13 protein-coding genes and 1 pseudogene are annotated in these 13932 nt (G+C 66.1%); 7 read left to right on the plus strand and 7 right to left on the minus strand.

The window, feature by feature from the left end; genetic code table 11:
* Positions 1-161 precede the first annotated feature (161 nt).
* Genes JQ627_RS33155 through JQ627_RS33170 form a run of 4 tightly spaced genes read right to left on the minus strand, consistent with a single transcriptional unit; the run spans position 162 to position 6985 of the window.
* Positions 162-2225, minus strand: coding sequence for a hypothetical protein (locus tag JQ627_RS33155; RefSeq protein ID WP_212488565.1), 2064 nt, complete (start codon positions 2223-2225; stop codon positions 162-164).
* Between the two features lie 7 nt (positions 2226-2232).
* The gene (locus tag JQ627_RS33160; protein ID WP_212488566.1) at positions 2233-5046 is read right to left on the minus strand and encodes a DUF4159 domain-containing protein; all 2814 of its coding nucleotides are present in this window, start codon (positions 5044-5046) and stop codon (positions 2233-2235) included.
* Positions 5043-5987 (minus strand): DUF58 domain-containing protein, encoded by a 945-nt coding sequence (locus JQ627_RS33165; RefSeq protein ID WP_212488567.1) that lies wholly within the window; start codon positions 5985-5987, stop codon positions 5043-5045. The genes JQ627_RS33160 and JQ627_RS33165 overlap by 4 nt, the downstream gene beginning before the upstream one ends.
* Complete coding sequence (locus tag JQ627_RS33170; RefSeq protein ID WP_212488568.1) at positions 5987-6985, minus strand: MoxR family ATPase; 999 nt, start codon at positions 6983-6985, stop codon at positions 5987-5989. The genes JQ627_RS33165 and JQ627_RS33170 overlap by 1 nt, the downstream gene beginning before the upstream one ends.
* 258 nt (positions 6986-7243) lie before the next feature.
* On the opposite strand from JQ627_RS33170, the gene JQ627_RS33175 reads away from it, so the two are divergent.
* From JQ627_RS33175 to JQ627_RS33195, 5 genes are read left to right on the plus strand one after another with little or no spacing between them, the layout of a single operon-like run.
* Complete coding sequence (locus JQ627_RS33175; RefSeq protein WP_212488569.1) at positions 7244-7855, plus strand: DUF1285 domain-containing protein; 612 nt, start codon at positions 7244-7246, stop codon at positions 7853-7855.
* Positions 7852-8523, plus strand: coding sequence for a CoA pyrophosphatase (locus JQ627_RS33180; RefSeq protein ID WP_212488570.1), 672 nt, complete (start codon positions 7852-7854; stop codon positions 8521-8523). The genes JQ627_RS33175 and JQ627_RS33180 overlap by 4 nt, the downstream gene beginning before the upstream one ends.
* The gene (locus JQ627_RS33185; protein ID WP_212488571.1) at positions 8520-8783 is read left to right on the plus strand and encodes a DUF6111 family protein; all 264 of its coding nucleotides are present in this window, start codon (positions 8520-8522) and stop codon (positions 8781-8783) included. Before JQ627_RS33180 ends, JQ627_RS33185 begins: the two co-directional genes overlap by 4 nt.
* 10 nt (positions 8784-8793) lie before the next feature.
* Positions 8794-10050, plus strand: a complete 1257-nt coding sequence (locus tag JQ627_RS33190) for a CCA tRNA nucleotidyltransferase (RefSeq protein WP_212488572.1) — start codon at positions 8794-8796, stop codon at positions 10048-10050.
* Positions 10047-10817: a sulfite exporter TauE/SafE family protein gene (locus tag JQ627_RS33195; protein ID WP_212488573.1), complete on the plus strand. Its 771-nt coding sequence runs from the start codon at positions 10047-10049 to the stop codon at positions 10815-10817. The genes JQ627_RS33190 and JQ627_RS33195 overlap by 4 nt, the downstream gene beginning before the upstream one ends.
* A gap of 198 nt (positions 10818-11015) precedes the next feature.
* On the opposite strand, the pseudogene JQ627_RS33200 reads toward JQ627_RS33195, so the two are convergent.
* Positions 11016-11162: pseudogene (locus JQ627_RS33200) on the minus strand (glutathione S-transferase family protein); the annotation flags it as partial.
* A gap of 384 nt (positions 11163-11546) precedes the next feature.
* Between JQ627_RS33200 and ppk2 the strand changes: the two are divergent.
* Positions 11547-12380 (plus strand): polyphosphate kinase 2, encoded by an 834-nt coding sequence (gene ppk2, locus JQ627_RS33205; RefSeq protein WP_212488574.1) that lies wholly within the window; start codon positions 11547-11549, stop codon positions 12378-12380.
* A gap of 192 nt (positions 12381-12572) precedes the next feature.
* Here ppk2 and JQ627_RS33210 read toward each other — a convergent pair whose 3' ends face one another.
* Both JQ627_RS33210 and JQ627_RS33215 read right to left on the minus strand, forming a co-directional pair.
* Positions 12573-12875 (minus strand): hypothetical protein, encoded by a 303-nt coding sequence (locus JQ627_RS33210; RefSeq protein ID WP_212488575.1) that lies wholly within the window; start codon positions 12873-12875, stop codon positions 12573-12575.
* A gap of 70 nt (positions 12876-12945) precedes the next feature.
* Positions 12946-13143, minus strand: a complete 198-nt coding sequence (locus JQ627_RS33215; RefSeq protein WP_212488576.1) for a hypothetical protein — start codon at positions 13141-13143, stop codon at positions 12946-12948.
* Here JQ627_RS33215 and JQ627_RS33220 point away from each other — a divergent pair.
* A complete protein-coding gene (locus JQ627_RS33220) occupies positions 13142-13882 on the plus strand; it encodes a dienelactone hydrolase family protein (RefSeq protein WP_212488577.1) in 741 nt (246 codons plus the stop codon). The genes JQ627_RS33215 and JQ627_RS33220 overlap by 2 nt on opposite strands.
* Positions 13883-13932 lie beyond the last annotated feature (50 nt).

Genomic DNA, 13932 nt, shown 5'->3' on the forward strand with positions numbered 1-13932 from the left:
AAAGTCCTCACCATCCTCAACGCCATGCTCAGGGACCAAAAACAATGGCAACCCGCTTGACGAAGAACACAGTCGCTGAGGAGCCCGCGGAGCGGTCGTCTCGAAGGACGAGGCGCTTGCTCAGGCCTCGCCGCCAGGAGAGCCCATCACGACCCAGGAGATCAGCGCCCTTCGCGGACCCAGGTGGCGGCGAACGCGCCGAGCAGCAGGAGCAGGCCGATCAGGCCGGCGAAGATCGGCAGCACGCCGACACCCTTCACCACGCTGGCGTCGCGCATCCTGACGCCCATCCAGCCATCGCCGGCGAAGACGCTCGCCGAACGCACCGGCACGATGCGCGGCAGCTCCACGCTGGCGCCGTCGACCACGCGCACGGCGTTGCCGCCGGTCGCCTGCGTCAGCGGCTTCAAGGTGTCGGTGGTGGAGGTGACTTCCGAAAACTCCTTCGGATTGGTCGGGCCGACATTGATCAGCGCCTTCAGCGTGCCGTCGGTCGCCTGCCACAGGCCGAGCTCGCTCGCCGGCAGGCTGGCGCGCCACTCGCCGGGATCGGCAGGCGCGAGCGTCAGGTCCTGCGACACGCCCGACGGCGAGGTCACGCTGACCGGCTGGACGCTGTCCGACATGGTCTGGCGCACCACGACGAGATTCTTGCCCTGCACCTGGAGGCGCAGCGCCTCTTCATCGAGGTCCGGCTGCTTCATCAGCCAGTGCGACATCCGCCGCAGCAGGTCGAGATGCGGGCCGCCGCCTTCATAGCCGCGTGCCCACAGCCAGATGTGGTCGGACAGCAGCAGCGCGACGCGGCCCTCGCCGAAGCGCGACAGGAACAATAGCGGCTTGCCGTCGACGCCCGTCATCACCGGCGGGTTGACCGCATTGCGGGTGTCGACGGTGCGGAAGAACCGGCTCCAGTGCGGCGGCTCGCTGGCGGAGCCCTCGAGGCCGCGCGTGACGGGGTGGCGTTTGCCGATCTCCGACAGATGCGCATAGAACGGTTTTTCCGTTACGCCGACGGGCTCTGCCGGCAGCACCGAATCCAGCGGCGTGCGCCAGATGCTGGTGTTGGAGGCATAGTCGGGGCCCGCCGAGACCAGCACCGCGCCGCCTGCGCGGACGTAGCGCGCGATGTTGTCGAAATAGGCGATCGGCAGCACGCCCTGGCGGGCGTAGCGGTCGAAGATGATCAGCTGGAATTCGTTGATCTTCTGCTGGAACAGCTCGCGGGTCGGAAACGCGATCAGCGACAATTCGTTGATCGGCGTGCCGTCCTGCTTCTCCGGCGGACGCAGAATGGTGAAGTGCACGAGGTCGACGCTGGCGTCGGACTTCAGCAGGTTGCGCCAGGTGCGCTCGCCGGAATGCGGCTCGCCCGAGACCAGCAGCACGCGCAGCTTGTCGCGAACGCCGTCGATGGCGACGACGGCGCGATTGTTCACGGGCGTCAGCTCGCGCTCGAGCGGCGAGGCCTCGATCTCGACGATGTTCGGGCCGGCATGCTTGATGTCGACGTCGACGCTTGCGCTCTGGCCGCTCGACAGCGTGCGCTCGCTCAGGACCTCGCCGTCCCTGCGGATCGTGACCTTGGCGCGCTCGCCGGAGACGCCCTGGTCGTCGAGGCGGTAGCTGATGGTCTGGGTCTGACCGACGATGCCGAAGCGCGGCGCGGCCGTGATCGCGATGCGGCGGTCGCGCTCGTCCTTCTGCCCGGTGATCAGCGCGTGCACCGGCGCCTGGAAGCCGAGCGCGGCGGTGTTGGCCGGGATGTCGTGAACGCGGCCATCGGTGATCATGAATGCACCGGCGACGCGGTCGACCGGCACGTCCGACAGCGCCGAGGCGAGGGCGCCGAACAGCTTCGTGCCGTCGGTCTCGCCGTCGGCCTGTCCGGCATCGACGACGCGGACTTCCAGGCCCTTGATCTTCTTCAGGCTGTCGACCAGCGCTTCCTGCGCTTGCGCGGCCTCGCGATTGCGGTTGCCGAAATTCTGGCTCGGGCTCTTGTCGACCACGACGGCGGCGACCGAGGTGAGCGGATCGCGGTCCTCGCGGGTGAAGGAGGGATTGGCGAGCGCCAGCAGGAACAGCGCCAGCGCGGCCACGCGCACGGCAGCGCCGCGCGCGCGCGACAGCAGCAGCACGAGCGCAACGACGACGATCGCGGCCAGCGCGAGCCACAGGACGATCGCGGGAACAAGCGGCGTGAACGCGATGCCGTAATTCATGTTGATCCTATTGCCCCAACCGTTCGATCAGGGCCGGTGCGTGCACCTGGTCGGCCTTGTAGTTGCCGGTCAGCGTGTACATCACGATGTTGGCGCCGGCGCGGTAGGCGAATTCGCGCTGGCGGGCGTCGCCGCCGGACATCGGCAGCATGAACTGACCGTCGAGGCGCTGGGCCCAGGCGCCGGCCAGATCGTTCGAGGTGATGATGATCGGCGAGACGCCGTCACCGCCGCGGGCAGGCCGCTGCGCGCTGTCCTCGTCCTCGTCGCGCGGCAGGGCCTCGACCCAGGTCTGCCCGGTGCTGAAACGGCCGGGGAAGTCGCGCAGCAGATAGAACGTCTTGGTCAGCACGTGCTCGCGCGGCACCGGCTCGAGCTCGGGCACGTCGAGCGAGGACAGGATTTCGCGCAGCGTCTGCATGCCCGGGGTCTGCGCGGCGCCGTTCTCGCCGGGCGGCGCCTCGATCGCGTCGCGGGTGTCGAACAGCACGGTGCCGCCCTGCTTCATGTAGGCGTCGATCTTGTTGATGGCATCCTGCGGCGGCTTGGGCGCGCCCGGCACGATCGGCCAGTAGATCAGCGGGAAGAAGGCGAGCTCGTCGCGGCCCGGATCGATGCCGACGGGATCGCCGGCCTCCAGCGCGGTGCGTTGCGCCAGGAACTGCGTCAGACCGGACATGCCGGCCTTGACGATGGAATCGACGTCGGCATTGCCGGTGACGACATAGGCGAGGCGGGTCTGCGACACCGCCTTCATCGCGAACTCGTCGGACGCGCTGTCCGCGTGGGACGGCGTGGGCGAGAGCGACGCGAAGCCCGCAAGCATGAGCCCCAGGACGATCGCGGCTGTCGCCGCGCGCCGGCGCAGCAGCGCGGCGATGCCGCCGCCGAGCACCGCGACGATGATGGCGTCGATCAGGAACAGCGCGAGCGCCGTCGACAGCAGCCAGCCGCGCAAATCGCGCGGCTCGGCATTGGTGTAGGTCGCGTGCCGGGCGCGCAGGCTGGCGGTGTTCAGCGCTGCGATGCGGTCGGAAGCGGCGAGCGTGTTCACGGCGAGCGGTCCTTCTGCCGGACCATAGAAGCCGGGTGGATGATCGGGCGTGGCGCGGTCGCGATAATCCGCGGGCAGCGGCTTCGCGGTGGCCGGCGGCGGACCGAACGCACCAAAACCGTCGAGGATGTGCAGCGGCGCCACCGTTTCGGTGCTCGCCTCGCCCGCGACCCCGGGCCCGGGCTTGGCGGTGTAGCCGGACATGTCGACGACCCGGCGCAGCATTTCGACGAAGGTGCCCGACATCGGCAGATCGGACCAGCGCATGTCGGCGCTGACATGGAAGAGGCTGACCAGGCCCTTGCCGCGATGCTCGCCAGTGACGAGCGGCGTGCCGTCTTCCAGCGAGGCCCAGCTTCGGGTGGCGAGCACCGCGTCGGGCTCGGCCAGGACCTGGCGGTTCACGGTGACATCCTTGGGGACTGCGACGCCGGCAAACGGACCATCGGCCGCGAAGGCGGCGAGGTGCTGCGGCTTCTCCCAGGTCAGGCTGCCGCCGAGCGTGCGGCCGCCCTTGCGCAGCTTGACCGGCACGAGATCGTCCTCCGCCTGCGCCAGCCGGGGGCCGGCGAACCGCACCAGCACGCCGCCCTGGTCGATCCAGGCATTGAGGCGCTCGCGGATTTCAGGGGCGACGGTGCCGACATCGGCGAGGATGATCATCGGCAGCTTCTGGTCGAGGAATTGCGTGATGCCCTGCTGCGGCGAGCCCCGGTCGGCGAGCCGCACGTCGGCGAACGGCGCCAGCGCACGGGTCAGGTAGAAGGTCGGCGCCAGCAGCGGCTGCGCGGTCTCGCTGGTCGTGCCGGTGACGATGCCGATGGCGCGGCGGCGCCAGCGCTTGTCGAGCAGCTGCACCGCGCCGGCCGAACGCTCGCCTGATATGTCGAGCCGCGTGATGTCGTTGCGCAGTTCGACCGGCAGGTCGAACGAGGCCTCGGTTTCCTTGTCCTGCGGGCCGAACGAATAACGCGCCTCGCCGATCGGCGAGGACTTCTGGTCCAGCGCGCGCACGGTGCCGACCGCGATGCCGCTGTCGGTGCGCAGCACCTTCACCGTCATCTTGGCGGCGGCGTTCTCGGCGGCGACGAGCGCCAGCGGGGAGGACGTGCCGCCTTCGAACACCGTCAAGCTGCGATCTCCGATGGTCTTGCCAAGGCCTTGCACGAAGTCCTCGCCGCGGCCGGTATCGACGCCATCCGATAGCCAGGCGATCTCGCAGTCGCCGGTGGCCTTCAGGAAACGGTCGATCGCGGTCAGGGTTTCAACGCGGTCGATCGAATAGGGCTTTGGCACGATCTGCCGCAGCGCGACGCGCGCGGCACCCGCCGGCATCAGGGTGATGTCGCGGTTCGGCTCCGACAGCGGCACCAGCGCGATGGCGCGGCGGTCGTTGTCGGCATTGGCGATCAGCTCGTCGGCGGCCCTGACCCTGACGTCCCAGTGCGATGCGGCGCTCCAGCCGTCGTCGAACATGATCATCAGCGGCGCCTTGCTGCCGGCCGCGCCGGTTTGTGGATTCCAGATCGGGCCGGCGGCGGCGAAAATGACGAGAGCCGCAGCCAGAAGCCGCAGCGCGGTCAGCCACCACGGCGTCCGCGAGGGCGTCTCTTCCCTTGGTGCGATGTCGAACAGCAGGCGCGTCGGTGGAAACTCGATGCGGCGCGGCCGCGGCGGCATCACCCGCAGCAGCCACCACAGCACCGGCAGGCTGACAAGGCCGATCAGGAGCAGCGGTTGGGTGAAGGCGAGCGGCAATCCCATCATGCGGCCGGCCCCGCCTTGATCGTCGTGGTGCGGGCGCCCGACTTGCTCACCTGCATGCCGGCATGCAGGTACAGCAAGAGCTCGGCGGCGGAGCGGTCGGTCGCATGCGTCGTGAACAGCCAGTCGAGCCTGTTGGTCTCGGCGCGGATCTGGTCGCGGTGCAGCGCGAGCCGCGCGGTGTAATCCTGCGCCCAGCTCTCGGCGCGGCCGGCGGTGATCATGCCGAAGCCTTCCGGCTCGACGAACTCGACGCGGCCGGAATAGGGGAAGCTCTCTTCGGCGGGATCGACCACCTGCACCAGCGTGCCATGCGCGCCCGAGCCGGAGAGCCCTGCGAGGGTCGTCCTGATCTCCGCGATCGGCGACCAGAAATCCGACAGCACGATGATCTCGGCGAGCGCCGCAGGCACGAAGGACGGCGGCAGGCTCAGCCGGTCGGCATCGTCATGCAGCATCGCCTGGGCCATCTTGTCGATGACGCTGCGGCTCGCGGTCGGCGCCATCAGTCCGGGAATGCCGACGCGTTCGCCGCCCGAGACCAGCAATTCGGCCAGCGCGAAGGCGACGATCAGTGTCCGCTCGAGCTTGGATTCGCGCGCGGTCTTCGAGGCGAACGCCATCGACGGCGAGCGGTCGGGCCAGATCCACACCGTGTGCGAGGCTTCCCATTCGAGCTCGCGGACATAGAGATGGTCGTCACGCGCCGAACGGCGCCAGTCGACATTCTGCGCCGGTTCGCCGGAGACGAAGCGACGGTATTGCCAGAAATTCTCGCCGGAGCCGGCGCGGCGCCTTCCGTGCAGGCCGTGGATGACGTTGGCGGCGATACGGCGGGCCTCGAGCACCAGACGCGGGAGCGAAGCGGCAAGCGTACGGCTTTCGCCATCGGCACGTCGGATCGCGATGATCTCCTTCGCTGTGTGCCCGTTGTCTGCGGCCATCAACCGATCCGTGCCTTCAATTGTTTGATCACGTCCGGAATCGTGCGGCCTTCGGCGCGCGCCTGGAACGTCAGCGCCATGCGGTGCTTCAATATGGGCTCGGCGAGGTCGAGCACGTCGTCGATCGAGGGCGCCAGGCGTCCGTCGATCAGCGCGCGAGCGCGCACGGCGAGCATCAGGGATTGGCTGGCGCGCGGGCCCGGACCCCAGGCGATGAACTTGCCGGTCTCGCCGCTCTCCTCGCCCGGACGGGCCGAGCGGACCAGCGACAGGATCGCCTCCACCACGGAATCGCCGACCGGCAGGCGGCGGATCAGCCGCTGTGCGGTGATCAGCGCATCCGCGTCCATCGATCCCCTCGCCAGCGTCTCCTCGGCCCCCGTCGTCTCGAACAGGATGCGGCGCTCGGCGTCGCGATCGGGATAGTCGACGTCGATCTCCATCAGGAAGCGGTCGAGCTGGGCTTCCGGCAGCGGATAGGTGCCTTCCTGCTCCAGCGGGTTTTGCGTGGCGAGCACGTGGAACGGCTTCGGCAGGTCGTGACGCGCGCCGGCGACGGTGATGTGCTGCTCCTGCATCGCCTGGAGCAGCGCCGACTGCGTGCGCGGGCTGGCGCGGTTGATCTCGTCGGCCATCAAGAGCTGCGCGAACACGGGACCTGCAATGAACCGGAAGGCGCGCCTGCCGGCGGTGCTCTCGTCGAGCACTTCGGCGCCGAGAATGTCCGACGGCATCAGGTCGGGCGTGAACTGGATGCGCTTGGCGTCGAGACCGAGCGTGACGCCGAGCGTCTCGACCAGCTTGGTCTTGGCGAGGCCGGGCACGCCGATCAGCAGCGCATGGCCGCCGGAGAGGATGGTGACGAGCGTGTTCTCGATCACGCGGTCCTGGCCGAAGATGACGGACGCGATCGCCTCTTTCGCCGCGCGAATCTGGCTCGACACCTGCTCGGCCGAACGGACGATTCCGTCTTCCAGTTTCTCGACACTTTCCGCCATCCGTCAGCTCCTCAAAAGTCCGCCACGCGGCTCGCCTGCGTCGTCAGATCATCACAAGTCGCACATGGGCCCTATGCTAGACTTGCAGGAAGGCCATGTATTCGTTGAATTAACCTATCCCCACCTTATCGGCTTAGGGATATGTAGGGCATCACGAAGTGGCGACCTCCACACCGGGTTAATCCGGAGTGGAACCGTGTACACGAGTACAACGTAAACCTGCACCAATCGTGCCAAAAGACAGAGTCAGGGCAAACCATGGCGAACCAAGGGCAGAGCGCCGATCGCGGTCTTGAGGGGCTGACTGCCGCCGCCAAAAGCGCCGCCAGTGCCGAGGGCGCCAAAAAGGGCCTGCCTCCGGTGCATCTGTGGAATCCGCCGTTTTGCGGCGATCTCGACATCCGAATTGCGTCCGACGGTACTTGGTTCTACATGGGCACGCCGATCGGGCGTCATGCCCTGGTCCGCCTGTTCTCGACCATCCTGAAGCGCGAGGGTGACAAGCATTTTCTCGTCACGCCTGTGGAGAAGGTCGGCATTCGCGTCGACGACGCGCCGTTCATGGCGGTCGAGATGCAGAAGGACGGCGAGGACAACCATCCCGTGCTAAGCTTCCGCACCAATGTCGACGACTGGGTCACCTGCGACGCCGCGCACCGGCTGCGCTTCGAGCAGGCCAGGGACGGCGGGCTGACGCCATACCTGCATGTCCGCGCCGATCTCTGGGCCAAGGTCACCCGCGCGCTCTACTACGATCTGGTTGACATGGGCGAGGAGCGGATGGTCGATGGCCAGCCGATGTTCGGCGTCGAGTCGGCCGGCGAGTTCTTCGCCATGGCCGATGCGGAGCAGGTGAGGGCCGCGCTTTGAACAAGCCTATCCTGAGGAACGAGCCCGTCGCGATCGGAGCTGCGGACTTCTTCGCCCGCTCCCGGGCGCGGCTCGGCTTCGACGTGCCGCCCGGCCTCTACGATCCGAACATCATCCCCGCCTCGGGCGATCCCGGCACCGACAAGATGCTCGAGATCGTCGCGTGCGAGCAGCCGGTGCGGCCGGCTGCGGTCCTGATCGCCGTGGTCGACCGTCCCGAGCCGACCATCCTGCTGACGCAGCGCTCGGCGCACCTCAACGACCACGCCGGCCAGATCGCCTTCCCCGGCGGCAAGATCGACGCGACCGACACCTCGCCGCTCGATGCGGCGTTGCGCGAGGCCGAGGAGGAGGTCGGACTGTCGCGCGACTTCGTCGAGCCGATCGGCTATCTCGATCTCTACGGCACCGCTTTCGGCTTCCGCATCCTGCCGACGGTCGCCAAGGTGCGGCCCGGCTTCGAGCTCACGATCAACCATTCCGAGGTTGATGATGCCTTCGAGGTGCCGCTATCCTTCCTGATGAACCCGGTGAACCACCAGGTGCACAGCAAGGAATTCCGCGGCATGGAGCGGTTTTACTACGCGATGCCGTTCGCGGAACGCTACATCTGGGGTGCGACGGCCGGAATGCTGCGTGTGCTGTATGAGCGGATCTATTCATCATGATCCGGCCGGTTCTGACCGAGATCGGAATCTTCCTCATCCCCTTTGCCGTCTATGCGCTGTTCCTGGCCGCCACCCGTTCCGGGCTGTTCGCGCGATCGTCCTGGCCGGTCACCGTCGTCGCGCGTCTTGTCCTGGCCGCGCTCGTGCTTGTGATCGCGGGGCTGATCGGCTTTGCGCATTTCTCCGGCGCCGCGCCGGATTCGACCTACATTCCCGCCCATGTCGAGAACGGCAAGCTCGTGCCGGGCGTGGAAAAATAGGGGCTGGACCATGAGCGCGGAGCCGTTACTCGCCAATGCGCCCTGGCTGACCTCCGGCGGGACGGCGCGCGTCCTGGCGCTGCTCAACGCCAACGGCGAGGAAGCGCGCGTGGTCGGCGGCGCCGTGCGCAATGCGTTGCTCGGTCTCGTGCCTGGCGACATCGACATCGCGACCACGGCGTTGCCGGACGAGGTGATGCGCCGCGCCAAGGCTGCCGGCATCAAGAGCGTGCCGACCGGCATCGACCACGGCACCATCACGCTGGTCATCGACGGGCACCCCTACGAAGTCACGACGCTGCGCGAGGACACCGAGACCTTCGGCCGCAAGGCCAAGGTCGCGTTCGGCCGCGACTGGGTGAAGGACGCCGAGCGCCGCGACTTCACCATGAACGGACTGTCGGCCGATGCAACCGGCGTCGTCTACGACTATGTCGGAGGGATCGCGGATGCGGCCGCGCGGCGCGTGCGCTTCATCGGCGATCCCGACCAGCGCATCGCCGAGGATTTCCTGCGTATCCTGCGCTTCTTTCGCATCCACGCCGCCTTCGGGGCCGGCGAGCCCGACCGTGACGGCTATCTTGCCTGCATCCGCGGACGTGCGGGTCTTGCGAGTCTGTCGGCCGAGCGGGTGCGCATGGAGATGCTGAAGCTGCTGGTCGCGCACGGTGCCTCCGACGCCGCGCTCGCGATGGCGGATGGCGGGTTGCTGCAAGCGCTGAGCGGGGGCGTCGTCTATATCGGACCGCTGTCGGCAATGATCGCGATCGAGGGCGAGCTTGGCTTGCCGGCAAGCAGCACGCGGCGGCTCGCCGCGCTGACGGTCGCCGTGACCGAAGACGCCAGGCGCGTCGCCGCGCGGCTGCGGCTCTCCAACGCCGAAGCCAAGGCGCTGGATTCGATGGGACACCGCTGGTGGCGGTTTGCGGCCAAGGACGAGGCCAATGCGCGGCGGTTGCTCTACCGGCTCGGCGCCGAGCGCTATCACGATCGCGTGTTGCTCGGCTGGGCGCGGGCGGCGAGCGATGTGCGTTCGTCGCGCTGGCGCGAACTCGCCGAGCTGCCGCAGCGCTGGACTGCGCCGAAATTTCCGCTTCGCGCCGCCGACTTCATCGCGCGGGGCATGGCGGAAGGACCCTCGCTCGGACATGTGTTGACGCTCGCCGAGGACGCTTGGCTTGCGGCGGATTTTCCACTAGAGGAAGCCGCACTCGCTTCCATCGCCGATCAAGCTGCGGCACGCGTCAGCCGCGATGAGAGAAATTGACCATCGTCTCAGGCTTCGCCGACATCTCGATTTTCCAGCTCCTGCTGGTCGCGTTGATGGCGTTGTTTGCTTCGATCATCGGTGGTCTCGCCGGCTACGGCACCGGCGCCCTGATGCCGTTGGTGCTGGTGCCCCTCGTCGGCGCCGAGCCGGTGGTGCCGATCATCGCGATCTCAGCGATCTTCACCAATGCAAGCCGCGCCATGGCTTACCTGCGCTATGCCGATCGCCGCCGCGCACTGATCGTGCTCGCCTGCGCCGCGCTGACGACCGCGCTCGGCGCCTATGGTTACACGCGCCTGACCAATGCCGGCGCGGCGCTCGTGATCGGCTCCATGCTGATCCTGAGCGTGCCGCTGCGCCGCGTGTTGCGACGTCGCCAGGTCAGGATCGGCGACACCGGCCTTGCTGCCGGCTCCGTCGGCTACGGCGTGCTGGTCGGCGGCACCTCCGGCTCCGGCGTGATCCTTCTCTCGCTGCTGATGGCCGCCGGCCTCGAAGGCGCCGCCGTGATCGCAACCGATGCGATGATCTCGCTCGGCACCGGCCTCATCAAGATCTCGGTATTTGGGCTGGCTGGCGCCGTCACCGCGCAGGTGCTCGCCTTCGCACTTCTGATCGGCGGCATCGCGATCCCCGGCGCATTCCTCGCCAAGGCGTTCGTCGAGCGGATGCCGGTGCACATCCACACCGCGATCCTCGACGTCGCCGTGATCACCGGCGGGCTGGTGATGATATCCGCTGCGGCAAGGCAGCTGATTGCTTAGACGATCCCGGCCGTAAGGCGCGGGCGTTTTTCGCGCGGTCGAGTCCGGCGGTTTCGCTCGCTCCTGGATTCATTTGCCGAAAAATAGGAATTGCGGTGCTGCGGGTGACGCCGATCTGCGGGAAGACCGGGCTTCAGGCTGGAGAACGCCAACACTGTCGAACGCCATCTCCATGGCTGGCGGTCCGATCCATACTGCCAGGAAGCCGGCCTCGCCGGTCGGACCGGGCGCGCCATCGGGTGTTACCCAGTTGCGAAAGGCGCTGGCTTTGCGCTCAAAGCGGCCGCCGGTACTTGCCGTGTCGTACCAGACGTCACGCCACTCGCCGTCGACGAGCATGCCCATTTGGCGGCTCTTCCGACTTGGTCGTGACTGGCCGCGCGGGATTTCCGACCGCATCCGGGTGCGGCCATTAGCGCATCCTGAGTTGATCTAGATCAACAAGGCTTGCAAAGGCTTCGGTTGCACTTGGCCATAGGCGGTTCGAAGGGACACGCCATGACGGACAGGACGATCGCCTGCCAGAGGGGATTGAGGTGGTGAATCAAGCAAATCCGAACTGGCAACGGCTGGGGTCCGCTGACGATTTGAAGAGACGCGATCTATGGCAGCTCGAAGTTGGCCATACCCTCAATGCTCATGACCTCAATTCCTACCCGTTGTTGTAATCTTGGGCAGAACGAGCGTAACGCAATCGAATTGTTGTCAGCAGTGGCGGGAGGTTGCCGGATGTTGAAGGACAAGCGGAATAAGGACGAGGTCATTGAGGCGCACGCCGCGTCTGGCAAGGTGAGCCGCAAGGAATTTGAGAAGGAACTCGCAAAGCTTCAGGTCGAGCTAACGCGGCTTCAGGCCTGGGTCAAAGACAAGGGGGCACGCATCATTGTGGTCTTCGAGGGCCGAGACACCGCGGGCAAGGGCGGCGTGATCAGCCGGATAACTGCACGCACCAGTCCGCGCGTCTACCGCCACGTGGCGCTGCCCGTCCCGTCGGACCGCGAAAAGACACAGGTTTTCGTTCAGCGCTACATCGCGCATTTCCCGGCAGCGGGCGAAATCGTCCTCTTCGACCGCTCGTGGTACAACCGGGCCGGGGTCGAGCGGGTGATGGGCTTCGTCACCGATGAGGAATACGACCGGTTCTTGACGATGGTCCCCGCGGTCGAGCGGGAGTTGATCGTCAACAACGGTATCATCCTGCGAAAGTACTTTCTCGATGTCAGCCAGGACGAGCAGCGGCGCCGATTTGAGGCGAGGATCAAGGACCCGATGAAACACTGGAAGCTGAGCCCGATGGACACTGAATCGGTGCGGCGCTGGTGGGACTACACGGCGGCCTACCAGCGTATGATCAAGGCCACCGACACGCAAACGGCGCCCTGGTACATCGTTCCCGCCGACAACAAGCGTCGCGCCCGGCTAAACCTGATCCGGCATCTGCTCGACAGTATCCCATACAAGAAGGTCGACGTAGACTTGCCGAAGATTCCCAAGGCGCAGCACCGACCCAAGAACGCGACCGAAGGTCTGGGAGCAGGCCAGCCGATTCCCAACCGCTACTGATGTTTCGGCGCGTTGCGTTTTCCGCCTGCCGTCTGGTTGTGGCATCGCGTCATTTCGTTGCGATGCGAAATTTGATCGCTACCAGGGCATAGCGGTTTCTCGCGAGCCGTAAGCTCGGCCGATTTATGGGTTCACGGCCCAGGTATTACGGTGACATTGCATTCAATGACGCCCGGGTGCCGGCCTTCGAGCTCATGGCCGGAAGCGGCCCATGCGGAGCTTTCTGTCTTCGGCCTTCTTGTGGAAGCCGTAGTCGATGCAAGCCTTGTCTTCTACCGGCGTGTGCCTCTTGAGAGTCACGGTGGTAACGTATTCGTCGATCGGTACGAGATCGCCGATCTTGACGCCCTTGCTTCCGAGCGTGCCCGGTTCGATGAACCACTGCTCCCTCTTTTCCTTGCTGATGGCAGTAAAGAGGGTGGCGGCCTCGGAGGTCAGCGCTCTTATCTTTTCGCAAAACGGGCTTTGCTTCTGGCTCGCATCCGCTGCCTTCACCGCGGGAGTGGATTTTAGAGGCGCGCTTCGCGGTGCGAATCCTCTTCAAGGATACTTACGCTTTCCCAAGTCAGATATGGTGTTGACCAGAATCAAGGGGGGCGAAGGTGCAATTTCCAATGAGGCAAATCATATTCTCAATAGTTGCTGTTCTGTCGTTCTCATCTGCGCGTGCTGAGATGGTCAAGATACCTTGGCATACTTCAGCACAGTCCTTGCCTTGGATTCCCGGCAACGAATACATCGACGGCAGGTCGAAAAACTTCATGGACGGCACCGTCGAGGAAAAGGCCAAGGTAAAGGCCGAGGGCGAACTGTCGGCGGACATTATGCAGCCGCAGGGCGCCAAGGGACCAATCCCCTTCGTGATCATGCTGCACGGCTGCGACGGGTTCGGCCGGGTCGAGAGGAAATGGGGGCGCGACTACGGCGGCAGATTGGTCGGAGCAGGCTATGGTGTTCTCCTGCTCGACAGCTTCGGCAGCCGGGGATTGGGACCCGACGGCGTCTGCTCGGATCCCAGCCAGTTGACTTGGGCGCGGCGCCGGGCTGACGATGCGTATGCGGCGCTGGACTGGCTCATCGGACAGAAGATCGCCGATCCCAAGCGGGTCTACGTCCTTGGCCGCAGCAACGGTGCGACCACGACCTTGATCATCATGAACCGGGCGATCGGCGACCTGCACGAGCACATGTTCGCGGGCGGCTTCGCGATGCAGCCGTCCTGCTATTTGATGAAGAACGTCGAGTTCTACGCCCCGGTCCATCTCATCCTGGCAGAGAAGGACGAGGCGGCCAGCCCCATCCTCTGCGGTCAGATGGCCGAGAGCAAGCGCTCGATTCCCGTGAAGACGGTGCTGTGGAAGGGGGCGTACCACAGCTTCGAAGATCACGAGCCAATCCACGTTTTCCATGGCTACCATGTCGGATACAATGCCGCGGCTGCGGAAGGCACCATCAAGGCAATCATTGGTGCGTTGAACGAGGCCAAGAAAGCGGACAACTGACCGCGCGGAGTCGCACAAGCTTATAGGTCTGCGACGACGGCGCGAATGGC

The organism is Bradyrhizobium liaoningense, assembly GCF_018130785.1.
GTDB lineage: Bacteria > Pseudomonadota > Alphaproteobacteria > Rhizobiales > Xanthobacteraceae > Bradyrhizobium > Bradyrhizobium liaoningense_A.